At 64.0% G+C, this 23,360-nt stretch carries 20 protein-coding genes and 1 tRNA gene; 9 read left to right on the plus strand and 12 right to left on the minus strand.

What is annotated here, in order from left to right:
- The first annotated feature begins 172 nt into the window (after positions 1–172).
- Positions 173–1,438 carry an amidohydrolase/deacetylase family metallohydrolase gene (locus DW352_RS12345; RefSeq protein WP_115691613.1) on the plus strand — a complete coding sequence of 422 codons (1,266 nt, stop codon included), beginning with the start codon at positions 173–175 and terminating at the stop codon, positions 1,436–1,438.
- A 3-nt stretch (positions 1,439–1,441) separates the two neighbouring features.
- On the opposite strand, the gene DW352_RS12350 is transcribed toward DW352_RS12345, so the two are convergent.
- The gene (locus tag DW352_RS12350; RefSeq protein WP_115691614.1) at positions 1,442–2,587 is read right to left on the minus strand and encodes an oxamate carbamoyltransferase subunit AllG family protein; all 1,146 of its coding nucleotides are present in this window, start codon (positions 2,585–2,587) and stop codon (positions 1,442–1,444) included.
- A gap of 20 nt (positions 2,588–2,607) precedes the next feature.
- On the opposite strand from DW352_RS12350, the gene DW352_RS12355 reads away from it, so the two are divergent.
- The gene (locus DW352_RS12355) at positions 2,608–3,000 is read left to right on the plus strand and encodes a Rieske (2Fe-2S) protein (RefSeq protein ID WP_115691615.1); all 393 of its coding nucleotides are present in this window, start codon (positions 2,608–2,610) and stop codon (positions 2,998–3,000) included.
- Positions 3,001–3,025: 25 nt separating this feature from the next.
- On the opposite strand, the gene DW352_RS12360 is transcribed toward DW352_RS12355, so the two are convergent.
- From DW352_RS12360 to DW352_RS12390, 7 genes are all read right to left on the minus strand, one after another.
- Entirely contained in the window at positions 3,026–3,544 is a 519-nt protein-coding gene (locus DW352_RS12360) for a MarR family winged helix-turn-helix transcriptional regulator (RefSeq protein ID WP_115691616.1), read from the minus strand.
- A 36-nt stretch (positions 3,545–3,580) separates the two neighbouring features.
- A complete protein-coding gene (locus DW352_RS12365) occupies positions 3,581–4,726 on the minus strand; it encodes a xanthine dehydrogenase family Fe-S subunit (RefSeq protein WP_115691617.1) in 1,146 nt (381 codons plus the stop codon).
- Complete coding sequence (locus tag DW352_RS12370) at positions 4,723–5,535, minus strand: FAD binding domain-containing protein (protein ID WP_115691618.1); 813 nt, start codon at positions 5,533–5,535, stop codon at positions 4,723–4,725. The genes DW352_RS12365 and DW352_RS12370 overlap by 4 nt, the downstream gene beginning before the upstream one ends.
- Positions 5,532–7,898, minus strand: a complete 2,367-nt coding sequence (locus DW352_RS12375; protein WP_115691619.1) for a xanthine dehydrogenase family protein molybdopterin-binding subunit — start codon at positions 7,896–7,898, stop codon at positions 5,532–5,534. Before DW352_RS12375 ends, DW352_RS12370 begins: the two co-directional genes overlap by 4 nt.
- A 550-nt stretch (positions 7,899–8,448) precedes the next feature.
- The gene (locus tag DW352_RS12380) at positions 8,449–8,649 is read right to left on the minus strand and encodes a hypothetical protein (protein WP_115691620.1); all 201 of its coding nucleotides are present in this window, start codon (positions 8,647–8,649) and stop codon (positions 8,449–8,451) included.
- A gap of 10 nt (positions 8,650–8,659) precedes the next feature.
- On the minus strand, positions 8,660–11,794 hold the full coding sequence (locus DW352_RS12385) for an efflux RND transporter permease subunit (RefSeq protein WP_115691621.1): 3,135 nt from the start codon (positions 11,792–11,794) through the stop codon (positions 8,660–8,662).
- Positions 11,791–12,915, minus strand: a complete 1,125-nt coding sequence (locus DW352_RS12390; RefSeq protein WP_115691622.1) for an efflux RND transporter periplasmic adaptor subunit — start codon at positions 12,913–12,915, stop codon at positions 11,791–11,793. Before DW352_RS12390 ends, DW352_RS12385 begins: the two co-directional genes overlap by 4 nt.
- Positions 12,916–13,017: 102 nt before the next feature.
- On the opposite strand from DW352_RS12390, the gene DW352_RS12395 reads away from it, so the two are divergent.
- Genes DW352_RS12395 through DW352_RS12410 form a run of 4 tightly spaced genes read left to right on the plus strand, consistent with a single transcriptional unit; the run spans position 13,018 to position 17,376 of the window.
- On the plus strand, positions 13,018–13,596 hold the full coding sequence (locus tag DW352_RS12395) for a TetR/AcrR family transcriptional regulator (RefSeq protein ID WP_115691623.1): 579 nt from the start codon (positions 13,018–13,020) through the stop codon (positions 13,594–13,596).
- An 11-nt stretch (positions 13,597–13,607) separates the two neighbouring features.
- Positions 13,608–14,801 (plus strand): acetyl-CoA C-acyltransferase, encoded by a 1,194-nt coding sequence (locus DW352_RS12400; protein WP_115691624.1) that lies wholly within the window; start codon positions 13,608–13,610, stop codon positions 14,799–14,801.
- A gap of 25 nt (positions 14,802–14,826) precedes the next feature.
- Positions 14,827–16,098, plus strand: a complete 1,272-nt coding sequence (gene fabF, locus DW352_RS12405) for a beta-ketoacyl-ACP synthase II (RefSeq protein ID WP_115691625.1) — start codon at positions 14,827–14,829, stop codon at positions 16,096–16,098.
- Positions 16,099–16,101: 3 nt separating this feature from the next.
- Entirely contained in the window at positions 16,102–17,376 is a 1,275-nt protein-coding gene (locus DW352_RS12410; protein WP_115691626.1) for a glutamate-5-semialdehyde dehydrogenase, read from the plus strand.
- Positions 17,377–17,422: 46 nt separating this feature from the next.
- On the opposite strand, the gene DW352_RS12415 is transcribed toward DW352_RS12410, so the two are convergent.
- Complete coding sequence (locus tag DW352_RS12415) at positions 17,423–18,007, minus strand: TetR/AcrR family transcriptional regulator (protein ID WP_210209969.1); 585 nt, start codon at positions 18,005–18,007, stop codon at positions 17,423–17,425.
- A 143-nt stretch (positions 18,008–18,150) separates the two neighbouring features.
- Here DW352_RS12415 and DW352_RS12420 point away from each other — a divergent pair, with 143 nt between their 5' ends.
- Complete coding sequence (locus DW352_RS12420) at positions 18,151–18,870, plus strand: SDR family oxidoreductase (RefSeq protein ID WP_115691627.1); 720 nt, start codon at positions 18,151–18,153, stop codon at positions 18,868–18,870.
- Positions 18,871–19,323: 453 nt separating this feature from the next.
- Here the strand turns inward: DW352_RS12420 and DW352_RS12425 are convergent.
- Together DW352_RS12425 and DW352_RS12430 are read right to left on the minus strand one after the other, a co-directional pair.
- Positions 19,324–19,399, minus strand: a tRNA-Glu gene (locus DW352_RS12425).
- A 209-nt stretch (positions 19,400–19,608) separates the two neighbouring features.
- A complete protein-coding gene (locus tag DW352_RS12430) occupies positions 19,609–19,953 on the minus strand; it encodes a hypothetical protein (RefSeq protein WP_115691628.1) in 345 nt (114 codons plus the stop codon).
- A 29-nt stretch (positions 19,954–19,982) separates the two neighbouring features.
- Between DW352_RS12430 and DW352_RS12435 the strand changes: the two genes are divergently transcribed.
- Both DW352_RS12435 and rpoH read left to right on the plus strand, forming a co-directional pair.
- Positions 19,983–20,987, plus strand: coding sequence for an RluA family pseudouridine synthase (locus DW352_RS12435; RefSeq protein WP_115691629.1), 1,005 nt, complete (start codon positions 19,983–19,985; stop codon positions 20,985–20,987).
- A gap of 395 nt (positions 20,988–21,382) precedes the next feature.
- On the plus strand, positions 21,383–22,300 hold the full coding sequence (rpoH, locus tag DW352_RS12440; protein ID WP_115691630.1) for an RNA polymerase sigma factor RpoH: 918 nt from the start codon (positions 21,383–21,385) through the stop codon (positions 22,298–22,300).
- 333 nt (positions 22,301–22,633) lie between these two features.
- Here the strand turns inward: rpoH and DW352_RS12445 are convergent, their stop codons facing one another.
- On the minus strand, positions 22,634–23,290 hold the full coding sequence (locus DW352_RS12445) for a TetR/AcrR family transcriptional regulator (protein ID WP_162826925.1): 657 nt from the start codon (positions 23,288–23,290) through the stop codon (positions 22,634–22,636).
- Positions 23,291–23,360 lie beyond the last annotated feature (70 nt).

Here is a 23,360-nt window from a genome sequence, read left to right on the forward strand (position 1 = left end):
GCCGCCGTTTCTCATTTCAGCCCCCGGCTTCGCCGAATCTTTGTGCGCGAAATCCACTATTTCGGCAGCGCGCGGGTCGCTTTCGTTGGTATACTGACGAATAATTGAGCTGACTAGCCGCGCTTTTTTTGTCGCGGCCGGCGTCAAACTCCCAGATGACGAGGACACAGCCGTGACGACGCTTGCAACCCCTTACGACCTCGTGCTGTCGGGCGGCACGGTGATCGATCCCGCGACCGACCGGAACGGGCGCTTCGACGTGGCGATCGCCGGCGGCAGGATCGCTGCGATCGAGCCCGATCTGTCACAGGCGCCGGCACGCGAAAGGATCGACGTCTCCGGCAAGATCGTAACCGCCGGCATGATCGACACGCACGCCCATGTCTACGAGCACGTGACCGGCCGCTTCGGCCTTAACCCCGATATGGTCGGCGTGCGCTCCGGCGTCACCACCCTCGTCGATCAGGGCGGCCCAAGCTGCATGACCATTGGCGGCTTCCGCAACTATCTCGCCAACACGTCGCAGTCTCGGCTGCTGTGCTTCATCTCCTGCTATCTGGTCGGCGGCCTCGAGGGGCACCTCTATCCCGACCTCTATGGTCCGAAATGCGTCAACGTGGAGCACACGGTGCGTGTCGCCAAGGAGAACCTCGACATCGTCAAGGGCATCAAGGCGCACGCCGAGATCGGCGGGCAGTCGCGCTGGGGCCTCGACGTCATCAAGATCGGCCGCGAGATCGCAAACCAGACCGGCCTCCCGCTCTACATCCATCTCGGCCAGCTCTGGCCGAGCCTCGAAGAAGGTCCGGTGCCGGACGCGGATGAGCTGATCCGCGAACTGGTGCCGATCATGGAGCCGGGCGACATTCTTGCTCATCCTTTCACGCGCCATCCCGGGGGCTTCGTCTCCAAGGAAGGCGAAGTCCATCCGATCGTGTTCGAGGCGATCGCCCGCGGCGTGCGTGTCGATGTCGGCCACGGCTCGCACTTCAGCTTCGAGGTGGCCAAGCGCGTGCTCGATGCCGGCGTGCGGCCGTTCACGCTCGGCGCCGACCTGCACGGCTACAATGTCAGCGCGCCGACGGACATGAACGCGGATGTGCGCGAGGCCAACCCCTTCTTCGGCGTCGCGCCGTTCAGCTTGACCGTTGCGATGACGGAGCTGCTCACGCTCGGCCTGCCGCTCAAGGACATCATCGCCACCGTCACCAATAACCCGGCGACGATGGTCGGCCTGTCCGACGAAATCGGCTCGCTGCAGGTTGGCCGCTCGGCGGACGTGAGCGTGCTGGAGATGTTGAACGGGCGCTTCAAGCTGTTCGATAACAGCGGTGTCGAGGTCATCACCGACAAGCTGATCCGGCCGGCATTCTGCCTGCGCGACGGCATGCGCTTCGACAGCGACTCGCCACTGATCCCGCCGGCGATGGCAGCGTAAGGCCTATGCCACGGTCGGCCACGGCGACACGCCGCGGCCGATCAGACCTTTTTCGCCCGCGGCATCGAGCGCCGCCAGCATGACGCCGCGCGCAGGCGAGGCGCGGTCGATGCCGAGACCGACATGCAGGTCCACCGGAAAGGCCGGATGCGCGCCGAGGAACGGTGCGCTGGCCGCCGCCGTGAAATAGACGTCGGCGCCATGGCCGCGCAGCGCCTCCATCATTTCCGGCGCGTAGCGCAGCGCCGCCGCGCCGAAGCCGCAGGCATCGATCACCGCGCTGTCGCCGATCGCCGGCAGGAAAACGCTGTCGCCGGCGGCGGGGAAGCGCGGACCGACCGGCGCTGCCGCGGGCATCGTGTGCCAGGCTTCGGGGTCGCCAGCCAGTTTCCAGCCGAAGTCGACGCCGTTGCCGCCGGCCGCGACCACCATGTTGCTGCCGCCGACGCCGCCGCCGCCACCGATCATCACCGCGCAGGCGGCCATGATGACGTTGAGCACGAACTGGTTGGCAAGATCGAGATAAGCACGTCCTTCGCCTGTCAGACGCGGCGTGAGCACGTCGTAAAAAGCCTGGTTGGCCGCGCTGACGCGGCCGTGCAGATCGTCGCCGCCCTCGAGGCCGGCGCGCAGCACCGCCAGCAGCGCGACCGGCGCCCCCAGGTCCCGTGCCAATGCCGGGCCGACCTTCGACAGCAGCGCCAGACGCGCGCCCTGCTCGGGATGCTTGGCGCCGAAGCGCAGAGCGCCGGGCGGCGGGCCATCATTGATCGGCGTATAGCGCGCGGCCGCCGCGCCGCGGGCATCGCCGACACGCAGCAGCCACATCGACGGCGAGACGACGAATGCGAGCGGCGTCACCACGCCATAGTCCTGCGCAGGCTCGAGCGCCATATCGCCCGCCACAATGGCGGCAAGCGCCTCCTCGCGTGTGTCGGCCCAGCCCTCGAAGACCGCCGCAGCCGCCGCAGTGTTGAGGATGGGCGCCGGCACTTCGCCGCGCCGCAAGCGCGGCCCCGCATGCAGCAGCGTCCTGGCCGGCAGCGCGGCTATCGATGCCAGTTGAACGCAGCCTTCGAGTTGCGGCTCGACGGCAATGAGCCGCTCGAACGACTGGCGCGTCGCCTGCTCCTGCTTTATCGAATCCATGATCGCCCCGGGCCTTCCATATGAACGAAAACACCGCGCCGACCGATGCACGCTTCGTGCTCGTGACCACGCTGGACGCGCTGCGGCCCGGCGCGCCTGTGCGCGTCATTGTCGAGGGTCACACGCTGGTCCTGGCGCGCCACGGCGACGCCGTCTACGCCTTCCAGGCGACCTGCCCGCATGAGAAAGCCGACCTGTCGCAAGCGCGCATCGAGCGCGGCTGCGTTGTCTGTCCCCGTCATCTCGCCGCCTTTGCCTTGATCGATGGCAAGGCCTCGGCCGGCTGGGACAATGTCGAACCGCTCAAGCTCTATCCGGTGCGGATCGTGAACGGCGACGTCACCGTCGATGCCGCCGCGGTGTCGCGCCAGCCTCCGGGCGGCAGGCGCCAAGTTTGGGATTTCAGCTCCTGACAGCAGCGGGCCGTTGCTAGTCACCTCAACGCACCCCAACCGGGGTGCGGCTGATCTCGTTGTTGCTCGCGACGAGCTTTGCCAGATCGCGCATGAAGCGGGCGCGATCCTTCTGTGGCAGCGCCGCCAGCGTGCGCTCATGGGCGCGCGCCGCGCCAGCATCGATACGGCGCAGCAGCACCCGGCCGTCTTCCGTCAGCGTCACCGATTTCATGCGCCGGTCTTGCGCGGACACACGGCGCCGTACCAGCTTCTGACGTTCCAGGCGCGCCAACACATCCGCGACGTTCGTCGTATCGAGGCCGACGGCGCGCGAGAGAACGATCTGCTCGGCAACGTTCATCTGATCGAGCGCCGCCAGGATACTGTACTGCACCGGCGTGATGTTCTCGGCGCCGCACTCTTCCGCGAACAAGGCGCTGTGAATTTGATGCAGGCGGCGGATCAGAAAGCCCGGCCGCTCCTGCAACGGCTTCGCATGCCAGTTGTTCGGCGTGCTCCGCCGCACGGCCTTGGACTTACGCGACGTGGTTTTTTGCAGCATGCGTCCTGTCGATCTGTGGGCCGCGACCTGAAGGCCTCACCGGGCTTTACGCGTGAACAGGCGCCGTACAATGCCGAACAGCATGGCGAAAAGCAGACCGCCACCGATCGGTCGAGCCGCCACGACCTGCTCGCCCTGGCTGGCGCGTGCGAGGTTGTGAGCGAACTGCACCAGCAAGGCGTCGACCACGCCGGCAACGACAGCCGGACGCCCGAATTGCACAAGCGGACCACCCAGCCGGTAAGTCAAGTCGAGGGAGAGCTGCGAGGCGTCGTCACCGGCGGCAAGCGCGGCAAAGCGGATGGTGCCGTCGGCGCGCGAGCGACTGGTGGGATCAGCGCCCTGGCCCGACACCTCGCCGCGATGCGTTTGCTGATCGAAGGCGACACGCGCGGCTCCGCCGAAGCGCGCATTGATTGGCCCGATGGCGACCTGAAATGCGCCGGTGACCGTCCCGTCCGGCGACACCTTGTCCAGCGATGCCCCGGGCAGGCAACGCGCGATCGTCGCGATGTCCTGCAGGGTCCGCCACAGCGCGGCAGCCGGCACGGGCACGTCGATATGGCGGCTCAGCGTCACGCCATCCGTGACTGGGGCAAACGAGACCGCGCTCGCCGGTGATGAAGACGGCGCAGGCGACGCAGCCGGCGCAAGGGCGGAAGGCCTCGACTGCTCCAGGACCGGTGCGGCGGGGCGCGCTTTCAACAGGGTGTTCCGGTGCGTGCCGGCGGCGAGCACGTCGCGGATCGCACCGACGATGCCAACATAGCCGGTGCAGCGGCACAGATTGCCGGCCAGTTCCTCGCGCACGCGCGCCTCGTCGGCATCGGGCAGCCGCGTCACGATATCGTAGGCCGTCGCCAGCATGCCGGGCGTGCAATAGCCGCATTGCAAAGCGTGATGGCGGGTGAAGGCGTCGCGCAACTGGCTCATGACCGGATCGTCGTCGAACGACTCGACCGTGCGCACGTCGCTGCCGGCGCAAGCGACCGCGTAATTGATGCAGGAGCGCATCGGCCGCCCGTCGACGATCATGGTGCAGGCACCGCAGACGCCGTGCTCGCAGCCGATATGCGTGCCGGTGAGATTGAGCTCCTCGCGCACGAAGTCGGCGAGATGGGTGCGTGGCGCCACGGCCTTGGTGACGGACGCGCCATTGACGGTGAGATTGACCGAAATCATCGCCCGCCCTCCATGGCGATCGCAAACGCGCGGCGAAGTGCGGTGACGTGCAGCGTGTGAGCCGGCCCGTCGAGTTGCGGCGCGGCCTGCCGAACCGCCTCGGCGGCGGACAAGCGCCCTTCGACAAAGGCGGCGGGATCGGCGAGCAGCGCCGGCGGCCGTTCGATGGCGCCGATCAGCACGCGCGTCTCGCCGCGGTCCGGATCGATGAGCACCGCAGCGCTCGCTTTGGCGAAGTCGCCGGCCTTGATGCAGAACTTCCAATAACCCCAGCGCGCCGTGGCGGTGCGCTTGCGTACGCGCACGCCGGCAATAACTTCGCCGACAGCCAGCACCGTCGCGAGCGGCCCGATGAAGAACGTCTCCAACGGAACGATCCGCTTCGCCCCGTTCGCGACCAGAATGACATCGGCGCCGAGCGCGGTCAGCACGTTCACCCAATCGGCCGCCGGATCGGCATGCGCGAGACTGCCGCCGAGCGTGCCGCGATTGCGCACGGCGCGGTAGGCGATGTGCCGCGCCACCGCCGACAGCCATCCGGGCGTCGCATCGGGCACGGCGCCGTCTTCGATCTCGGCATGCGTGACGGCGCCGCCGTAGACGATCGCCTCGCCCTCATCGCTGGCGCCGCGCATGTCCACCGCGCGCGACAGATCGATCAGCATTTGCGGCCGCGCGAGCCGCAGATTGAGCATCGGCCCCAGCGACTGGCCGCCGGCGATGGGCTTGGTCGCCGCGCCGGAAGTCAGCATGGCGGCCGCGGCGGATGCATCGGCGGCAAAGGAGAAGTCGAACGCGACCGGCTTCACGCGAAAGACTCCAGCTTAGCGGTGCGCGCTTGCGCCAACTTCTCCAGCACGCGTGTCGGCGTCATCGGCAACACATCGAGTTCGGCGCCGAGCCCGGCCAGGGCATCGTTGATGGCATTGGCAATCGCGGCCGGCGGACCGATGGCGCCACCTTCGCCGATGCCCTTCTGACCGAAGCGGGTGATGGGTGACGGCGTCTCCATATGGTCGATCGCGGCCGCCGGCACTTCAGGCGCGCCGGGCAGATAGTAGTCGGCGAATGTCGCAGCCAACGGCTGCCCGCGTTCGTCAAAGGGCATTTCCTCGAACAGCGCGGTGCCGATGCCCTGCGCCGTACCGCCATAGACCTGGCCTTCGACCACCATTGGATTGATGAGCACACCGCCGTCCTCGACGATCTTGTAATCGAGGATCTCGACCCCGCCCGTCTCCGTATCGACGGCAACCGTCACCGCATGGCAGGCATAAGAGAACGTGCCGCTGTCGCGCTGCGGCTTGTAGCCCTGCGTGACTTCGAGCCCGGCCGGATCGACGTCGGCCGGCAGGTCCTGCGGCCGCAGATACCAGACCTTGCCGATATCGGCGATGGCGACTTCGCCGCCGGACGAGCGCGCCATGCCGCCGCTCAGTTGAATGGTCTGCGGATCCGCCTGAAGCAAATGACCGGCGATCTTGCGCAGCCGCCCGGCCAGCGTTTCGCAGGCTGCGGCCACAGCGCCGCCCGCCATGACGATGCAACGCGAGCCCCAGGTGCCCGTCGAGTACGGCGTCAGCGCCGTGTCGCCATGCACCACCTTCACACGATGCGGGGCAATGCCGAGCATCTCGTTAGCGATCTGCGCCAGGGTCGTTTCCAGACCCTGCCCGTGGCTCTGCACGCCGACACGCAATTCGAGACCGCCATCCGGCGTCAGCCGCGCGGTCGCCTGCTCGAAGCCCGGCACCATGGGAATGCCCCAGCCGGCGTAGACCGACGTGCCGTGCGCGCCCTGCTCGCAATAGATGGACAGGCCCACGCCGATGCGGCGGCCGTCCGGCTCGCCCGCGGCCTGCCGCCGCCGCACCGCCGGCAGATCGATCGCCGCCACCGCGCGGTCCAGGCATTCGATGTAGTCGCCGCTGTCGAAGATCTTGTTGGTGATGTTGACGAACGGCATCTGCTCCGGCCGCACCAGATTTTTGCGGCGGATCTCGTCGGGCGGCAGCTTCAGTTCGCGCGCGACGGCATCGAGCAGCACTTCCATCGCATAACAGACGCCGCTGCGCGCCACGCCGCGGAACGGCAGGATCGGCGGCTTGTTGGAGGCAACCGACCAGGTGCGACAGCGATAGCCGGCGAACTGATAGGGCCCCGGCAGGATGCTGGCGACCTGCGCGGCTTCGAGACAGGCCGAGAAGGGATAGAGAGAGTAAGCGCCGGAATCGACGATGGCATCGCAATCGACCGCCAACAGCGTTCCATCGGCGGCGGCATAGCCGGCGATCTCGTAATGATGCTCACGGCAATTGGCATTGCCGGTGAGATGCTCGTAGCGATCCTCGATCCAGCGTAACGGCCGCTTCAGCTTCATCGCGAGATAAGCAAGGACGACCTCCTCGCACAGCAGCAGGCCCTTGTAGCCGAAGCCGCCGCCGACATCCGGCGCGACGATGCGCACCATGCCCTGCTCGAGCCCGAGGCACTCGGCCAATCCCGTGCGCACGATGTGCGGCACTTGCGTCGCCGTGTAGAGAACAACTTGCTGCGCCTGGTTGTCCCAATAGGCGACGACGCCGCGCCCCTCCATCGGCGCCATGCTCTGGCGCGCGGTGCGGAAGGTGCGCTTCACGCACACCGCGGCATCCTTGATCGCCGCTTCGAAGCCGATATCGACCGCGGTTTCGAGAAACACGTTCTCGGGCCAGTGATCGTGGACGAGCGGCGCATCCGGCGACCGGGCGCGCGTCATCTCGACCACCGCCGGCAGCTCGTCGAGATCGAGAGTCACGGCTTCGGCGATATCCTCGGCTTCGGCGCGGGTATTCGCGACGCAGGCCGCGAGCGGCTCACCAACATGCCGCACCTTCTCGTAAGCGAGCACCGGCTGTATGGACGAACGAAAGCCGGGCAGACCGGAATCGGCACGAATGCCTTTGACGCCGACGAGATCGGACATCACGAACACGGCGTCTTCCTGACCCGGCGGCTTGGCAACGCCGCGGATGCGCGCATGCGCGAGCGGACTACGCACGAAAGCCACATCCAGCATGCCGGGCATACGGATATCGGCGACGAAGCGGCCGCGGCCGCGCAGATAGCGATCGTCCTCCAGCCGCGGATGCGACGATCCAATGCCCTCAGCTTGCGCGACGTTCCGATCCATCTCGCGTGTTCTTCCCGACGTCGTTACCGAGATTCGAAGCTGCGAAGAGGTTCGCAAGGGTTATGCCAACCGGCGCATTTCCCGATCCGCCCAAATCCGCCAGGACGGCGCCGGCGCATGTCTACAATCCGGGCAGACAGCGACGTCCGTTTGGGCATTCGTCCTTGTACTGATGATTGCTGTACGGACGAATGCGGCGCGGCGATCGGGTATCGATGTGAGTGGCGGCGGGCGAGCCCCCGATAACGGTCGCCCCCTGGCGCGCACGGCGGCGGCGGGTGGACGGCATCGGACTAAGGGATAGCCTGGCGCTCCCTAGGGGTCCCGGAAGCCTGGTTTAGAAGGCAGAATGTTATCGGTTTTCCCGAGACAACTCAAACATTTGCTGCACTAAGAAACTTTGGCGGCTTTGGAAAAAAAACTACAAGTGTTGTACGCTGTGTTGGACGTCTCAAACCGTTTTGGCGGCCTCTCCCTGGGCGGAAGCAGTCAATTGATAGGTCAGCGTCCGGCGGCGCGCGCGGCTACTACGCCGGGCTCGACCAAGCCTTTAAGGCGTGTGGACAACCATCGGATCGGCGACGCCGACCGTTTCTCTATCCGAACTTGCCTCGAGCGCCTGCACTTTACGCTCGAGTTCGTCGATCCGCCCAGCCAAAGAGCGGGCGTAGCTGTAGACTAGGTCGTCTTCGCTCTCCATGACGGCCGCAAATTCCAACATCTTATTCCAGGCTCTCTTGATCATGTTCATGATGAGTTCCTTAACGAACCATTGAATGACCGGGGATATGTGCGACTGCGCTGCTCAGGCCGGCACTCTCGGCGTCGTTCGCCTTCTTTGACGATTGCTCCGGCGTCTTGATCCGGAACCAGACGGCATAGAGTGCCGGCAGGAACAACAGGATCAGCGCTGTACCCGCAGCGGTGCCGCCGATCAGCGTGTAAGCCATCGATCCCCAGAAAACGGAGTGCGTGAGCGGGATGAAGGCTAGTACGGCCGCCAGCGCCGTCAGGATAACGGGACGGGTTCGTTGCACCGTCGCTTCTATGACCGCGTGATAATCATCGAGGCCGGCCCGCCGGTTCTCCTTGATCTGTTCGGTGAGGATCAGCGTGTTGCGTATCAGGATGCCAGCGAGGCCGATCAAACCAAGGATCGCGTTAAAGCCGAACGGCTGATGGAACAGCAGCAAGACGGGCACGGCGCCGACGAGGCCCAGGGGCGCGGTCAGCATGACCATCGCCATGGTCGAGAACGATCGCACCTGTAGCATCACGATGATCAGCATGGCGGCAATCATCGTCGGGAAGACCACGGCGAGTGCATCGTTGGCCTTCTTTGCTTCCTCGATCGAACCGCCCATCTCGACGCGATAGCCTTGAGGCAGTTTGGCGATGAGGGGTTGGAGTGCCGCCATCACCTGCATGGAGACTTCCGGTGGCTGCGTCGCCTCGTCGATATCCGAACGGATCGTGATCACGGGCGTGCGGTCCCGCCGCTTCATGATCGGCTCCTCGAAGCGAACTTCAGAATGACCGATCTGATCGAGGGGAATGCGCCGCCCGTCGCGGCTGATCAGCGAGAAATCCTTCAACCGCGCAGGGTCGAGACGCTCCGCCCCGGCGCTACGCGCCACGACCGCGACATTGCGGATATCCTCCCGCACCTCGGTAACGTTGAAGCCCGTCAGGAGGAACTGCAACTGCTGCGCAACTTCCGACGAGGACAAGCCGATCAGGTTGAGGCGATCCTGGTCGGGGACGAAGCGAAGTGTCGGGACAAGGTTGCCCCAATCGCGGTTGGCCTGGCGTACATCCGGAACACCTCGCATGATCTCCAGCGCTTCATGCGACAAAGCATAGAGCTTGTCGGCGTCCGGACCCATCAGACGAAATTCGACCGGGAATGGGGTGTAGGGACCGAACACAAGCTGGGTCACGCGCACGGAGGCTTCAGGAGCGAGCCCATGCGCGACCGCCTGCCGCATCCGGAGCTTGAGCGCTTCGCGCGCCTCGGCATCCGGCGTCAGGACCACGATTTTGGCAAAGGCCGGATCGGGAAGTTCAGGCGCCATCGCGAGGAAGAAGCGCGGCGCACCTTGACCGATATAGCTCGTGACAATACTGGCCTCGGGCTGGTTGTGGAGCCAGGTCTCAAGCTTGGCGACGGCCGCGGTCGTCGCTTCGATGCTCGAACCCTCCGGCATGCGAACTTCGACCAGCACTTCCGGGCGATCCGACGTGGGGAAGAACTGCTGCTTCACAGCTCCCATCCCGACGCCAGCGAGCAGAAAGAGACCCACCACTATAGAGACGGTTGCAAACTTCCGGCGAACGGCGAATTTGATCACATCACGAAGCCGCCGGTAGTTCGGCGTGTCATAGATCGCGTGATGTCCTCCACTCACCGGCTTGATGTTCGGCAGCATGGTCACGCCAAGATAGGGTGTGAAGAACACCGCAACGAACCAGGAGACGATCAGCGCAAAGCCTACGACCCAGAAGATGTTGCCGGCGTACTCGCCTGCCGTTGAACGTGCAAAGCCCACCGGCAAGAAGCCAGCAATCGTGACCAGCGTGCCGGACAACATCGGCGCAGCAGTGTGGCTCCAGGCGTAGGCAGCGGCACGAACGCGATCCATGCCCTCTTCCATTTTTACGACCATGACCTCGATTGCGATGATGGCGTCGTCCACTAAGAGGCCGAGCGCGAGGATAAGCGCGCCGAGAGTGATGCGGTCGAAGAAGCGGCCGGTGACTGCCATGATGACGAAGACTACCGCGAGGGTGAGCGGCACGGCCGCGGCCACAACAAGGCCTTCACGCCAGCCGAGGCTAAGAAGGCTGACCAGCAGCACGACGCCGAGCGCCATCGCGAATTTCAGCATGAATTCGCCGACGGCAGAGGAGATATTGACCGCTTGGTCCGTTACCTTGGTCAGGGAAATGCCCAGCGGCAGCGTTGCTGCGATGGCGGTTGTCCGTGCTTCCAGAGCTTTGCCCAGCTCAAGCCCGTTCCATCCCGTTTGCATCACGGCGGCGAGGACGATGGCTTGCTCGCCTTCGTGACGGATCAGGAATGTGGCCGGGTCTTCGTAGCCGCGGCGCACCGACGCGATATCCGAAAGCTTGAGCGTACGCCCGTTGGCGACAATCGGTGTGTCGGCGATCGCCTGTATCCCATTAAAGGCGCCGTCGAGACGAATGAAGACCTGCGGCCCCTTAGTATCGACAGACCCGGCCGGCATCACGGCATTCTGGCGTTGTAGGGCGGAAAAAATATCTTGTGGCGAGACACCGAGGGTCGCAAGGCGCGCGTAAGACAGCTCGATGAAGATGCGCTCGGGACGCTCACCGAGAATGTTGACTTTCTTGACGCCCGGGACGTGCAGCAACTCCTGGCGAATACTTTCCGCTTGCCGAGTGAGGTCGCGCATCGGCATGCCTTTTGCCTTCAAGGCGTAGAGCGCAAAGCTGACATCGGAATATTCGTCGTTGACGAAGGGGCCCAGGACACCCGGCGGCAAGTTTCGCGCTTCGTCGCCGACTTTCTTGCGCGCCTGATAAAACTCTTCCTCCACCGCTGACGGCGGTGTGCTGTCTTTCAGCGTTACAGTGGTCAGCACCAGACCCGGCCGCGTCATCGTCTCGACGCGGTCGTAATAGGTCAGCTCCTGCATGCGCTTTTCAAGCGGCTCTGCAACGAGGTCCTGCATTTCCTTCGCTGTCGCGCCCGGCCATGCAGCCGATATGGTCAAAACCTTGATCGAAAAGGACGGATCTTCGGCGCGGCCGAGATTGAGGAAAGCGATCGCGCCGCCGATCGAGAATAAAATAATGAAGAAAAGCGTGACCGACCGCTCGCGAACTGCCAAGGCCGAAAGATTAAAATTCATTTGCGCACCTGATTTTGCTGGCCGGCGACGGACGAGACCTTGGTGCCTTCCTTAAGCAGATGCGCCCCAAGCGCGACGATCGGTTCGCCGGGGGTTAAGCCCTGGACTACAGCCGTTTCTTCGCCGAGTTCTTTGAGGACGACGTTCTTGAAGTGAACCGTCGAGCTTGAGCGATCGAACGCCCAAACGCCGGTTCGCTGGCCGTCATTCAAGATGGCGCCCATAGGGATTGCGATATCCGTGTCGGCTTGTGTGTTCGCAATTCGGATGGTTACGGTCGCGCCGAGCGGCGCCGCGGCAGCGGCGCCTTCGAGAACGTAACGCGCTTCGTACGTGCGGGTTTGCGGGTCGGCGGCATTCGATATCTGACGGAGACGCGCGGGCCAGCGGCGAGCGCCATCACCATATACCGTGGCTTCCGCACTGGACCCGATGGCGGGCCGAACAGTTTCTGGCAACGCCAGTAGAGCTTCACGCGGGCCCGCTTGGGCGAGTTGAACGACGGTTTGGCCAGCAACGACGACTTGGCCGGGCTCGCCCGAAGTCGCGACCACGATGCCGTCGGCATCGGCGACCAAAGTGGAATAGCCCGCTTCATTACCAGCGACGCGTGCGTCGGCTTCCGCCGCGGCCAATTGCGCTTCGGCGGTATCGAGCGCTGCCTTGGCCTGTTCGTAACGCTGCGTGGAGGCGCCAAGGCCATCCTTCGAGAGAATGGCGTAGCGCTTTTCATCGTTCCGCGCCTGAACGGCGACCGCAGTTGCCGCCATTACAGCGTTCCGCTTCGCGGTCAAGACGAGGCGTAAATCCGTATCGTCGATCCGCATCAACGGCTGACCGACGGTCACCTCTTGGCCGACATCGACGAGGCGTTGGACAATCTTGCCGGCGACGCGAAAGCCAAGATTGCTCTGGACCCGCGCCGCAATACTTCCTGTGAAGGCCCGCTCGGCTCCGACGCTCCGACCGGCCGATGCCAGTCGAACGACTGGGACATCGTTTCTGGGGTCATTTTGGGCAGCCGCTTTTTCACCCGAAGCCGATCCAATCAGCAGGATGGCGACGCCGCCTGCGAACAAAACCGCCGCTCCACCAAGCACATAGCGCCATTTCCGATTCATTTTCCGTCTCCTGGACAGGCTGGGGAGGCAGCCTTATTTAGATTGCATTCGGCATCTAATATCGGATATAGATTACGAACGCAATCTAAAAGGAGGTCCGTCATGCGCGTTAGTCGGGAGCAAGCAGAGAAAAATCGCCAAGGCGTCATCGACACCGCGAGCCATCTGTTTCGCGAAAAAGGCTTCGACGGGGTGGGCCTCGTGGAGCTCATGGAGAGCGCGGGGCTGACGAAGGGCGGCTTCTACAAACAGTTCGAGTCCAAGGAAGATCTCGCCGCGCTCGCCTCGCGCCGGTCCATGGAAATGGCGATGGAGCGATGGATCCGTGTCATTGCCAGGCGGCCCGATGCGCCGCTCGACGCGATGATCGATCTGTATCTTTCGCCGGGGCATCGCGCTGACAAAGGCGATGGTTGCCCGCTGGTTGCTCTCGGCTCCGATGCGGCCCGTCAAGGCGCGGACGTCAAAGAGTCATTCGAGTTCGGCGTGAAGAAGCACCTTGAACTGTTGGGCGACGTCATTCTCGGCGGCTCCGCGGAGGTTCGCGCAGAGCTTGCCCCTGCGGTGCTCTCGCTTCTCGTCGGTGCGCTTACCTTGTCGCGCATGGTCAATGACGATCGCCTCGCCTTGACCTTTCTCAGCGCTGCGGCCGCGCAAGTCCGCAGCATCACCAAGGCTTGAGGAGACACTCCATGTCGACGCTGCACGATCCGATCGTCATTGTTTCCGCCGTACGCACGCCGCTGGGCCGCTTCCTCGGCGACCTCTCGCCGCTCGCCGCGCATGAGCTGGGCGCGCATGTCATCCGCTCGGCGGTCGACCGCGCTAAGCTCGCGCCCGACCGCATCGACGAAGTGCTGATGGGTTGCGTCCTGCCCGCAGGCCAAGGACAGGCGCCTGCGCGTCAGGCGGCTCGCGGCGCGGGGCTACTTGATGCAACCGGCGCAACGACGGTCAATAAAGTCTGCGGCTCGGGCATGAAAGCGACGACGCTCGCCCACGATCTATTGCTCGCGGGATCGGTCGATGTCGCGGTATCGGGCGGCATGGAATCGATGTCGAATGCGCCCTACTTGCTTGCGAAAGCCCGCAGCGGCTACCGTGTTGGTCATGACCGCGTCCTTGACCATATGATGATGGATGGCCTTGAGGATGCCTACGAGCCCGGTCGCGCGATGGGGGACTTCGGCGAAGCGGCAGCTGAGGCCTATCAGTTCACGCGCGCCGATCAGGACGCTTATGCGGTCGAAACACTGACGCGCGCGCGCCATGCCATCGAAAGTGGCGCCTTCAAGGATGAGATCGTACCGGTCTCGATCGGCATAAAAGGCGGCCAGAAGCTCGTCGACACCGATGAGCATCCGTTGAAAGTGTCGCCTGAAAAAATCCCGACATTGAAGCCGGCCTTCCGTGCCAACGGCACGATCACGGCTGCGAGTGCCTCGGCCAATGCCGATGGCGCCGCCGCCTTGGTGTTGACGCGCCGGTCCATCGCCGAGCGGGATGGCTTGCCTATCCTCGCAGAGATCAAGGCGCACGCTACCCATAGTCAGGCGCCGGCCTGGTACACGACCGCGCCGATCCCCGCGATCCGCAAAGTGCTGGCGAAGGCCAACTGGCGTGTGCCCGATGTCGACCTATTCGAAATCAACGAGGCCTTCGCCGTGGTGCCGATGGCGGCTGCGAAAGATCTCGGCATCGCGCGCGACAAACTAAACGTCAATGGCGGCGCCTGCGCGGTCGGTCATCCGATCGGCGCGACCGGCGCGCGCCTGATCGTCACCTTGCTACATGCCATGCAGCATCGAAACCTCACGAAAGGCGTTGCCGCTCTTTGCATCGGCGGTGGAGAAGCGACCGCGGTCGCCATCGAGCGGACCCATTAAACCGGCTCAACAGGAAGAAACGTACATGCGGCGCGTGGTTGTGACTGGCATGGGGGCCGTCAGCCCCCTTGCCGCAGACGTCGAAACGTCCTGGCAGAGGCTTCTCGAAGGTCGCTCGGGCATCCGCGCCCTGCCGGACGACATGGTGCGCGACCTTCCGGTCAAGATCGGCGGTACCGTCCCTGATCTCATCGACGACCCAGTCCACGGCTTCAATCCTGACGTCGTATTATCCGTCAAGGAGCAGCGGAAAGTCGACCGCTTCATCCTGTTCGCCCTGGCCGCTGCCGACGAAGCGCTGAAACAATCTGGATGGACGCCGTCGTCGGAGATCGAGCGTGAGCGCGCCGCAACCATTATTGCTTCCGGAATCGGCGGCTTCCCGGCCATTACCGAGGCGGTTCGCACCGTAGATGGACGCGGACCACGGCGGCTATCGCCCTTCACGGTGCCCTCGTTCCTCGTCAATCTGGCTGCCGGTCACGTATCGATACGGCACGGATTGAAAGGCCCCCTCGGCGCGCCAGTCACCGCATGTGCCGCAGGCGTGCAGGCCATCGGCGACGCGGCGCGGCTCATCCGAACCGGCGAAATCGATTTGGCCGTGTGCGGCGGTACGGAAGCCTGCATAAACTCCGTATCGCTGGGCGGTTTTGCGGCGGCTCGCGCCTTATCGACCGGTTACAACGACAATCCCACGGCAGCGTCTCGGCCCTTCGATCTGGGACGTGATGGCTTCGTGATGGGCGAAGGCGCTGGCCTGCTGGTCATCGAAGCGCTCGACCACGCCGTGGAGCGCGGGGTTGTTCCCATCGCCGAAATCGTCGGCTACGGCACGACGGCAGATGCCTACCACATCACATCCGGCCCCGAAGACGGCTCGGGCGCGCGGCGTGCCATGCAGATCGCGATCGCTCAAGCTGGGATCGAGCCGGCTGAAATCGGTCACCTCAATGCCCACGCCACATCGACCCCCGTGGGTGACCGTGGCGAACTGGCCGCGATCAAATCGGTGTTTGACGCGTCCACTGTCGCAGTCAGCGCCACAAAATCTGCGACCGGCCACCTTTTGGGTGCGGCCGGCGGACTTGAAGCCATCTTCACGATCCTCGCACTACGCGATCAAATCGCACCACCGACGCTCAACTTAAGCAGACCGGATGCGGCCGGAGCCGGAATCGATTTCGTCGCCAACACCGCCCGGTCGATTGAAACAGACTACGCAATCTCCAACGGCTTCGGCTTTGGCGGCGTCAATGCCAGCGTGATCTTTCGCCGCTGGCAGGAGGCCGCCTGAGCCATGGAAGCGATTTACGACCTCGACGCGGAAAATCCGGCGACAGCCTGGCTGACCGAGGCGGCCGATCATGCCCGCGCAGCCGTGCGGCGGCTCGCGCGCACGACGCTCGCTGCAAGAAATGACGCGCTCTTGGCAATGGCTCGAGCGGTCTTCGACAAACGCACGGACATCCTTGAGGCCAATGCGCGCGACCTCGCAGCCTTTTCGGGCGCCGCGCCTTTTCGTGACCGCCTCACGCTCACGCGGCAACATATCGATACGATGGTATCCAGTCTTCACGCGGTGGCCGCGCTACCCGATCCACTTCGAGTGCTTGACAGCTGGACACGGCCCAACGGCCTGCGCATCGAACGCATTGCATCGCCCATCGGCGTACTCGGAATCATTTTTGAGAGCAGGCCAAATGTCGGCCTCGATGCCGCGGCTCTCGCCGTCAAGTCCGGCAATGCCGTCATATTGCGCGGCGGTCGCGAGGCCCGCGCAACATCGGCCGCGCTCCACCGCGCCATCGCGGCAGGGCTTGCCGAAGCCGGGTTGCCGCCAGCAGCCGTTCAAATGGCCCCGACCCCGGATCGCACCTTTGTCGCCGCCATGCTGGCTGCCGAAGGGCAGATCGACCTTCTCATACCGCGCGGCGGGCGCTCCCTCGTGGAACGAGTCCGGCGCGAGGCGCGTGTCCCGGTGCTGTCCCACGCCGACGGGCTTTGCCACACCTACATCCATCGCGCCGCTGATATCGCGATGGCAACGGAGGTCCTTGTCAATGCGAAGCTTCGGCGCACCAGCGTCTGCGGCGCGACCGAGACATTGCTCATCGATTCCGAGATCGCAAACGCTAGCTTACCCGGCATTTTGCGCGATCTGGCGGACCGGGGGTGCGTATTTCGTGGCGACGTCCGCGCCCGCGCGTTGTTTCCGGAGATGGTTCCGGCCACAGAGATGGATTTCTGGACCGAGTGGCAGGATGCGATCCTCTCCGTGGCCGTCGTCGACGGCCTTGAAGCCGCCGTGAGCCACATCAACCGCTATGGCAGCGGTCATACCGATGCGATCCTTACAGAGGATGAAACCGCGGAGCGGCACTTCATGGCGGAGGTCGACAGCGCGGTGACGATCTGGAACGCCTCAACGCAGTTTTCAGATGGAGGTGAGTTCGGTTTTGGCGCGGAGATCGGGATCGCAACCGGTCGCGTCCACGCGCGAGGTCCGATCGGAGCGGAACAGCTGACTACCCCGCGCTACAACGTCATTGGAAGCGGCCAGGTGCGTCCGTAGTGCGCGTCATCGTCCGTAGCCAATGAGCAAAGCGGGCTTTTCGGCGTCAAGGCGCGTCGGCGGATGCGAACAGGGTGCGGACGGCGGATTTAGCCGCCGCGAATGCTTTGGTGTCGCCTCTTATCTGCGACAGAAGCACCGCACCCTGGAAGATGATGTTGATCTGGCGGCCCAAGGCTTCGGCTCGCGCAAAGCCGGATTTGACGCAGAGGCTGATAAACGCTTGCTCGACGTAATTCGCCGCTGCCTTACCCTTCGCGGCAATGCCAGCGTGTTTACCGATGTATTCCTGTGCCGCTTTTAGTCCAAGACAGCCACGCGCAGGGTACTCTTCCAACATTTCCTTACGCGCATCGAACAGCCCAATGATCTGCTCGCGCGGGTCTCTACCCGATGCGGCAACACGATCAAAAAGCCGTTCGCTCATCCATACCGCATAATGCGCGAGCACCGCTTCGATCAGTTCCTCTTTTGACGCAAAATACTTATAGAGCGTCCGCTTCGAAATGCCTGTTTCGGCGAGAATTTTGTCGACACCGGTTGCATGAAACCCGCCGTCGTAAAAGTGATCGAAGGCCCACCCGACGATCTCCTGCCGCTTCGCCTCGCCGCGATTTGCCTGCTCCATCATCCCTGAACCGCTTTGCTGCCTTCAGTAACAATGTACCCGATCCCATTGACAATGTAAACCGTTCTGTTTACTCCTATGCCGTAGGTAAACTAGACAGTTTACATGCTGAAAATCGGTTCAGCTGGTTTCGATGGAGATTGAAAATGTCCCTTACTGGAAAAACTGTCCTCGTGTCGGGTGCGACCCGGGGTTTGGGTGCGGCCACCGTCCGTGCTCTGCTCAAAGCCGGTGTCAAAAAAATCTATGCCGGCGCACGGCGAGTCGATGCACTGCCCGACTTCAAGGATGCGCGAGTCGTCCCGCTTCAACTCGATGTGACGAGCGAGGCTTCGGTCAGCGCAGCGGCGCTTGCGGCATCCGACGTCGAGGTGCTGCTGAACAACGCAGGCACCATGCAGTTTGGCGATGTGCTTTCGAGTGCACGAGCCACCATCGACACCGACTTCGACACGAACTTCTTCGGCACGCTCCGTGTCGTGCGCGCTTTTGCGCCGACTTTGGTCAAGCGGGGATCCGGCATCATCGCAAATGTCGTCAGCGTCGTCGGCCTCGCGCCTGTTCCTGTCCTCGGCGGCTATTCGGCCTCGAAGGCCGCGCTGCATTCGCTGACACTTGCTCTGCGCGGCACGCTCGCAAAATCGGGCATTACGGTCATCGGCATCTATCCCGGACCGCTCGACACAGAACTCGCAAAGAACCTTCCACTCGCCAAGGCCAGCCCGGATGACGCGGCGCAAAAGGTGATTGAAGGCCTTGAAGCAGCCACGCCTTACATCTTTCCCGATCCGACCGCTCAGCAAATCGAATATCTCTGGGCTCACGACGGCAGCAAGCTCGAAGCCGCCATGCAGGCTGGGGGCTGACTCAAAACGCCGATGCATGTAGCGGGCCTAGAAAAAATGTAAGATTTCTTCCTGGACGCCTAATTCAACGACACTTGAAAGCGCAGTTGATACGGTGAGCACTCCGGCTCACCGTATCGCTTACGTTCATCGCTTACCTGCGTAGGGTCAGAGCCGAGGCGTAACGCACTCGTAGCCGCGAAGGAGCCTTACCAAAGCGCGCCATCATCCACGATGGGTGCTGTGCTGCCTGGAATAACTATTTTCCAGCCCGCAGCAATCGCCGAAACATCGCAAGGTCTTTTCTGCCCCTAACGCTTCAAGCTTGCAGCAACCGGTATTGGCGAAACGAGCCCTCAAAATTGGCGGACTTTTAGGTTGGATGCTTTGTTGGACGTTTTAAAAGCGCAAAGAGAAATTCTATTTTAGAAACAGCGACTTAGAAAAACGTGGCGGGGGGGCATGAGCGCAGGGTGGCGCTCCCTAGGGGACTCGAACCCCTGTTTTCGCCGTGAGAGGGCGACGTCCTGGGCCGCTAGACGAAGGGAGCATTGGCCAGAGGCAGACGAGATAGCCTTGATCCCCCGCCCATGCAAGCGCGGGGTGCCTAATTGGCGGAAATTGGAGCCGGCTGCTCATCCGGCCGCCCATATATATAGAGAGTGACCGCGGCTTGCGGCGCCATTGTCCCTCAGCGTGGCGTCGGCGGGTCGGGTCGACGGCGCCCGGGCCTTCCGTCTGATGAAGGCGCCCTCGTCCTCAGGGCTGCGGCGTCAGGCGCTGGCGGGCCAGCGGCTTGAGCGTGGCAAGGTCGAAGCTCATGAGTTCCAGGGCGCCGCCGGCCTCGATGGTCAGCACCAGCCGCCCCTCGCCGATGGCGGTCGAGACCACCTTGGCGCCGGCCGGCAGCGTCGGCTGCGTCGGCATTCCCGGGACCGCCGGCGGCGCGCTTCCCTGCAGCGTGAAAAGGCGATAGCCGATGACCGCCAGCACGACGCCCACCGCCACGAAGGTGGTGATGCTGGCGATCGCCATCATCCGGCGCACGCGGGCAATGAAGCGCTCCTGCTCCGGATTGAGGGGTCTTTCGTCGCCTTGAGACATTCTGAAGCCAACCACGTGATGCGGGAATAATGACGGACAGCGCCATCGAAACAGTGACGATCGCCGACGGCGAACCGGGCGGGCGGCTCGACCGCGTCTTGGCCGCGCGCATCCCGGCGCTATCGCGTTCGCGGCTGAAGGCGTTGATTTTGGCCGGCCAGGTCGCGATCGCGGCGCGCACAGTCCGCGATCCGGCCGCCCAGGTCAATTCCGGCGACACTGTCACGGTGACGCTGCCGGAAGCCGAGCCCGCCAAGCCGGCCGCCGAGGAAATCCCGCTCGACATCGTCTACGAGGACGACGCGCTCATCGTCATCGACAAGCCGAAGGGTCTCGTCGTGCATCCCGCCGCCGGCCATGCCACCGGCACCTTGGTCAATGCCTTGATCGCGCATTGCGGCGACAGCCTCTCCGGCATCGGCGGCGTCAAGCGCCCCGGCATCGTGCACCGCCTCGACAAGGACACCACCGGGCTCATGGTGGTGGCCAAGACCGACAAGGCGCACCGCGCTCTGAGCAAGCAGTTCGAGAAAAAGCTCGAGGGCCCGCTCGAACGCGGCTACCTCGCTTTCGTCTGGGGCGCGCCGGACCGGCCGCGCGGCACCGTCGACGCCCCGCTCGACCGCCACCCGCACGCCCGCGAAAAGCGCGCCGTGCGCGCGGGCGGCCGCGACGCGGTGACGCATTGGGAGCTGGTCGAGCGCTTCAGCGGCGAGGATTCCTCGAAGGATGGCGGCAAGCCGGTCGCCGCCCTGCTCGCCTGCACGCTCGAGACCGGCCGCACGCACCAGATTCGCGTCCACCTCGCCCATATCGGCCATCCGATCTTGGGCGACGAGACCTACGCGACCGGCTTCAAGACCCGGGCAAATCGCCTCACCCCCGCGGCCCGGGAGGCTTTGGCCTCGCTCGGCCGCCAGGCCCTCCATGCTTACCGCCTTGCTTTCGAGCACCCGGTGACCGGCGAATTCCTTGAATTTGAAAGCGAATTGCCGGCCGACCTGGCGGCGCTCGAGGCCGCGCTGAAGGCCTGACGCCGCGCGTCGGTACCCCTTGAAAGCCCAGGGGGTGGCACCCATTTAGGTGTCATCGGCATATACCCAAATATGACCACCACCTCGGCTTCCGCCCGGAACGCCGGGCGTCTTGCGTCGTTGAACCCTTGTCTGGCGCGACCGAACCCCTCGTGCCAGACGCGAGCGATCCGAATAACTGAGCATACACAAGGCTCTAGCAAGAACCTTCACGGGTTTGCGCTAGGTCACGGTGACGTGACGGCCGGTCCCCTATCTTTGAGCCGGTCGCCTCAGTATGCTGCACCTGCGATTGTAAATTCGCAGTCGCAAACGGATGCGTCATCGGCTCGGGGAGCGATGGCGTCAACCGCCTGCCGATCCACGGGGGCAAATTGTTTAAGGAGGGCGCTATCATGGCCCGTACAGCCGTAATGCCGGCACTCAAGGCCGAGTCCGGTCTTTCTCACTATCTTGAAGAAATCCGCCGGTTCCCGATGCTGGAACCGCAGCAGGAATACATGCTGGCCAAGAGCTGGCGCGAGCACGGCGACACCGACGCCGCGCATAAGCTCGTCACCAGCCATCTCCGGCTGGTCGCCAAGATCGCCATGGGTTATCGCGGCTACGGCCTGCCGATCTCCGAGGTCATCTCGGAAGGCAATGTCGGCCTGATGCAGGCGGTGAAGCGCTTCGAGCCGGAAAAGGGTTTCCGGCTGGCGACCTATGCCATGTGGTGGATCAAGGCCGCGATCCAGGAATACATCCTGCGCTCGTGGTCGCTGGTGAAGATGGGCACCACCGCCAACCAGAAGAAGCTGTTCTTCAACCTGCGCAAGGCCAAGAGCAAGATCTCCGCCCTCGAGGAAGGCGATCTGCGGCCCGATCAGGTGCAGATCATCGCCAAGCGTCTCGGCGTGACCGAGCAGGACGTCATCGACATGAACCGCCGTCTCGGCGGCGATGCGTCGCTCAATGCGCCGATCCGTGACGACGGTGAGTCCGGCGAATGGCAGGACTGGCTGGTCGACGATGCACCGACCCAGGAGCGCATCCTCGCCGACAGCGAGGAAAGCGAGAACCGCCACAAGGCGTTGCTCGGCGCGCTCGACGTGCTCAACGATCGCGAACGCCGCATCTTCGAGGCGCGGCGTCTGGCGGACGATCCGATCACGTTGGAAGACCTGGCCGCCGAGTTCGGCGTCTCGCGCGAACGCGTGCGCCAGATCGAGGTGCGGGCCTTCGAGAAGGTGCAGAAGGCGGTGAAGAACCGCATGGCATCGCTGGAGCAGCCGCCGCAGCAGGCCCCGCAGCCTGCGCTCGCCGCGCACTAAGCGCGTCGCACATCGCACGATACGAAAGGCCGGGCCGCAAGCCCGGCCTTTTTGTTATGCGTCGCTTTGTTATGTGCAACTGCGTATGTGCTAGCGCGCCGCTTTGTTGTGTGCCGCGCCGATCAAGCGAGTTGCAAAAACTTCTCCCCTCCGTCATTGCCGGGCATAGCCCGTCGAAGACGGGCGTGAACGCCCTCATGACCCGGCAATCCATGAGGCCGTGCCACACGCACAACCGAACGTACGGCGCACATGCGTTGAGAGTCATCATGGATGCCCGGGTCAAGCCCGGGCATGACGCCGCCCGGGTAGCGACGACCTTGTGCTGATCTACTACACCGCCGGCGACTGCCGCCGGATCTCGTCGGTCCGCATCAATTCCTGCGCATCGGCGTAGATGCGCTCCACCGCGCGCATGACGGTGCCTTCGACATCGCGCGGCGTCGCGACGCGATACACCCATTTGCGGATGCCGATGTAGAAGATGCCGCCGTGCAGCGCCCACATCAGCTCGGCCTCCGGCTCCGTCATCGGCTGCACGTCCAATCCCGGCAAACCGAATTCGTGCCGCAGCTCGCCGACGATCGGCTTGTAGATGCGCTCGGTCACGAGCTTGGCGAAGCGCTGCGCGATCGTCGCGCCGTCGAGGCCCGAATAGAGATAGATGCGCACCCATTCGTAGTCGTGCAGCATCTTGGAATAATCGACATAGAAGCGCTTGAGGCGCGCGAGCAGCGGTTGCGAGCGATCGACCAGCATCGCGTCCCATTCGGGATTCCACCGCCGGACGAACATCTCGTCGTAGATGCGGTCGATCAGGTCGTCCTTGCTCGGGAAGTAGCGATAGAGCAGCCCCTTGGAAATGCCGAGTTCGGCCGCGAGTTCGCGCGTCTGGCCGGAGAAGCCGTGCTTGGCGAAGAAGCCGATCGCGCCTTTGAGGATGCGATCGCTGCGATCGGTCGGCGCGAGCCGCTCGCGCTTGCGCGCCACCACCTTTCCCCGCGCGGAACCGGATTTCTTCCTGCTCGCCAAAGTGCTTGCCCCGCTACGGTCCCAGCCG

Source organism: Pseudolabrys taiwanensis (assembly GCF_003367395.1).
GTDB lineage: Bacteria > Pseudomonadota > Alphaproteobacteria > Rhizobiales > Xanthobacteraceae > Pseudolabrys > Pseudolabrys taiwanensis.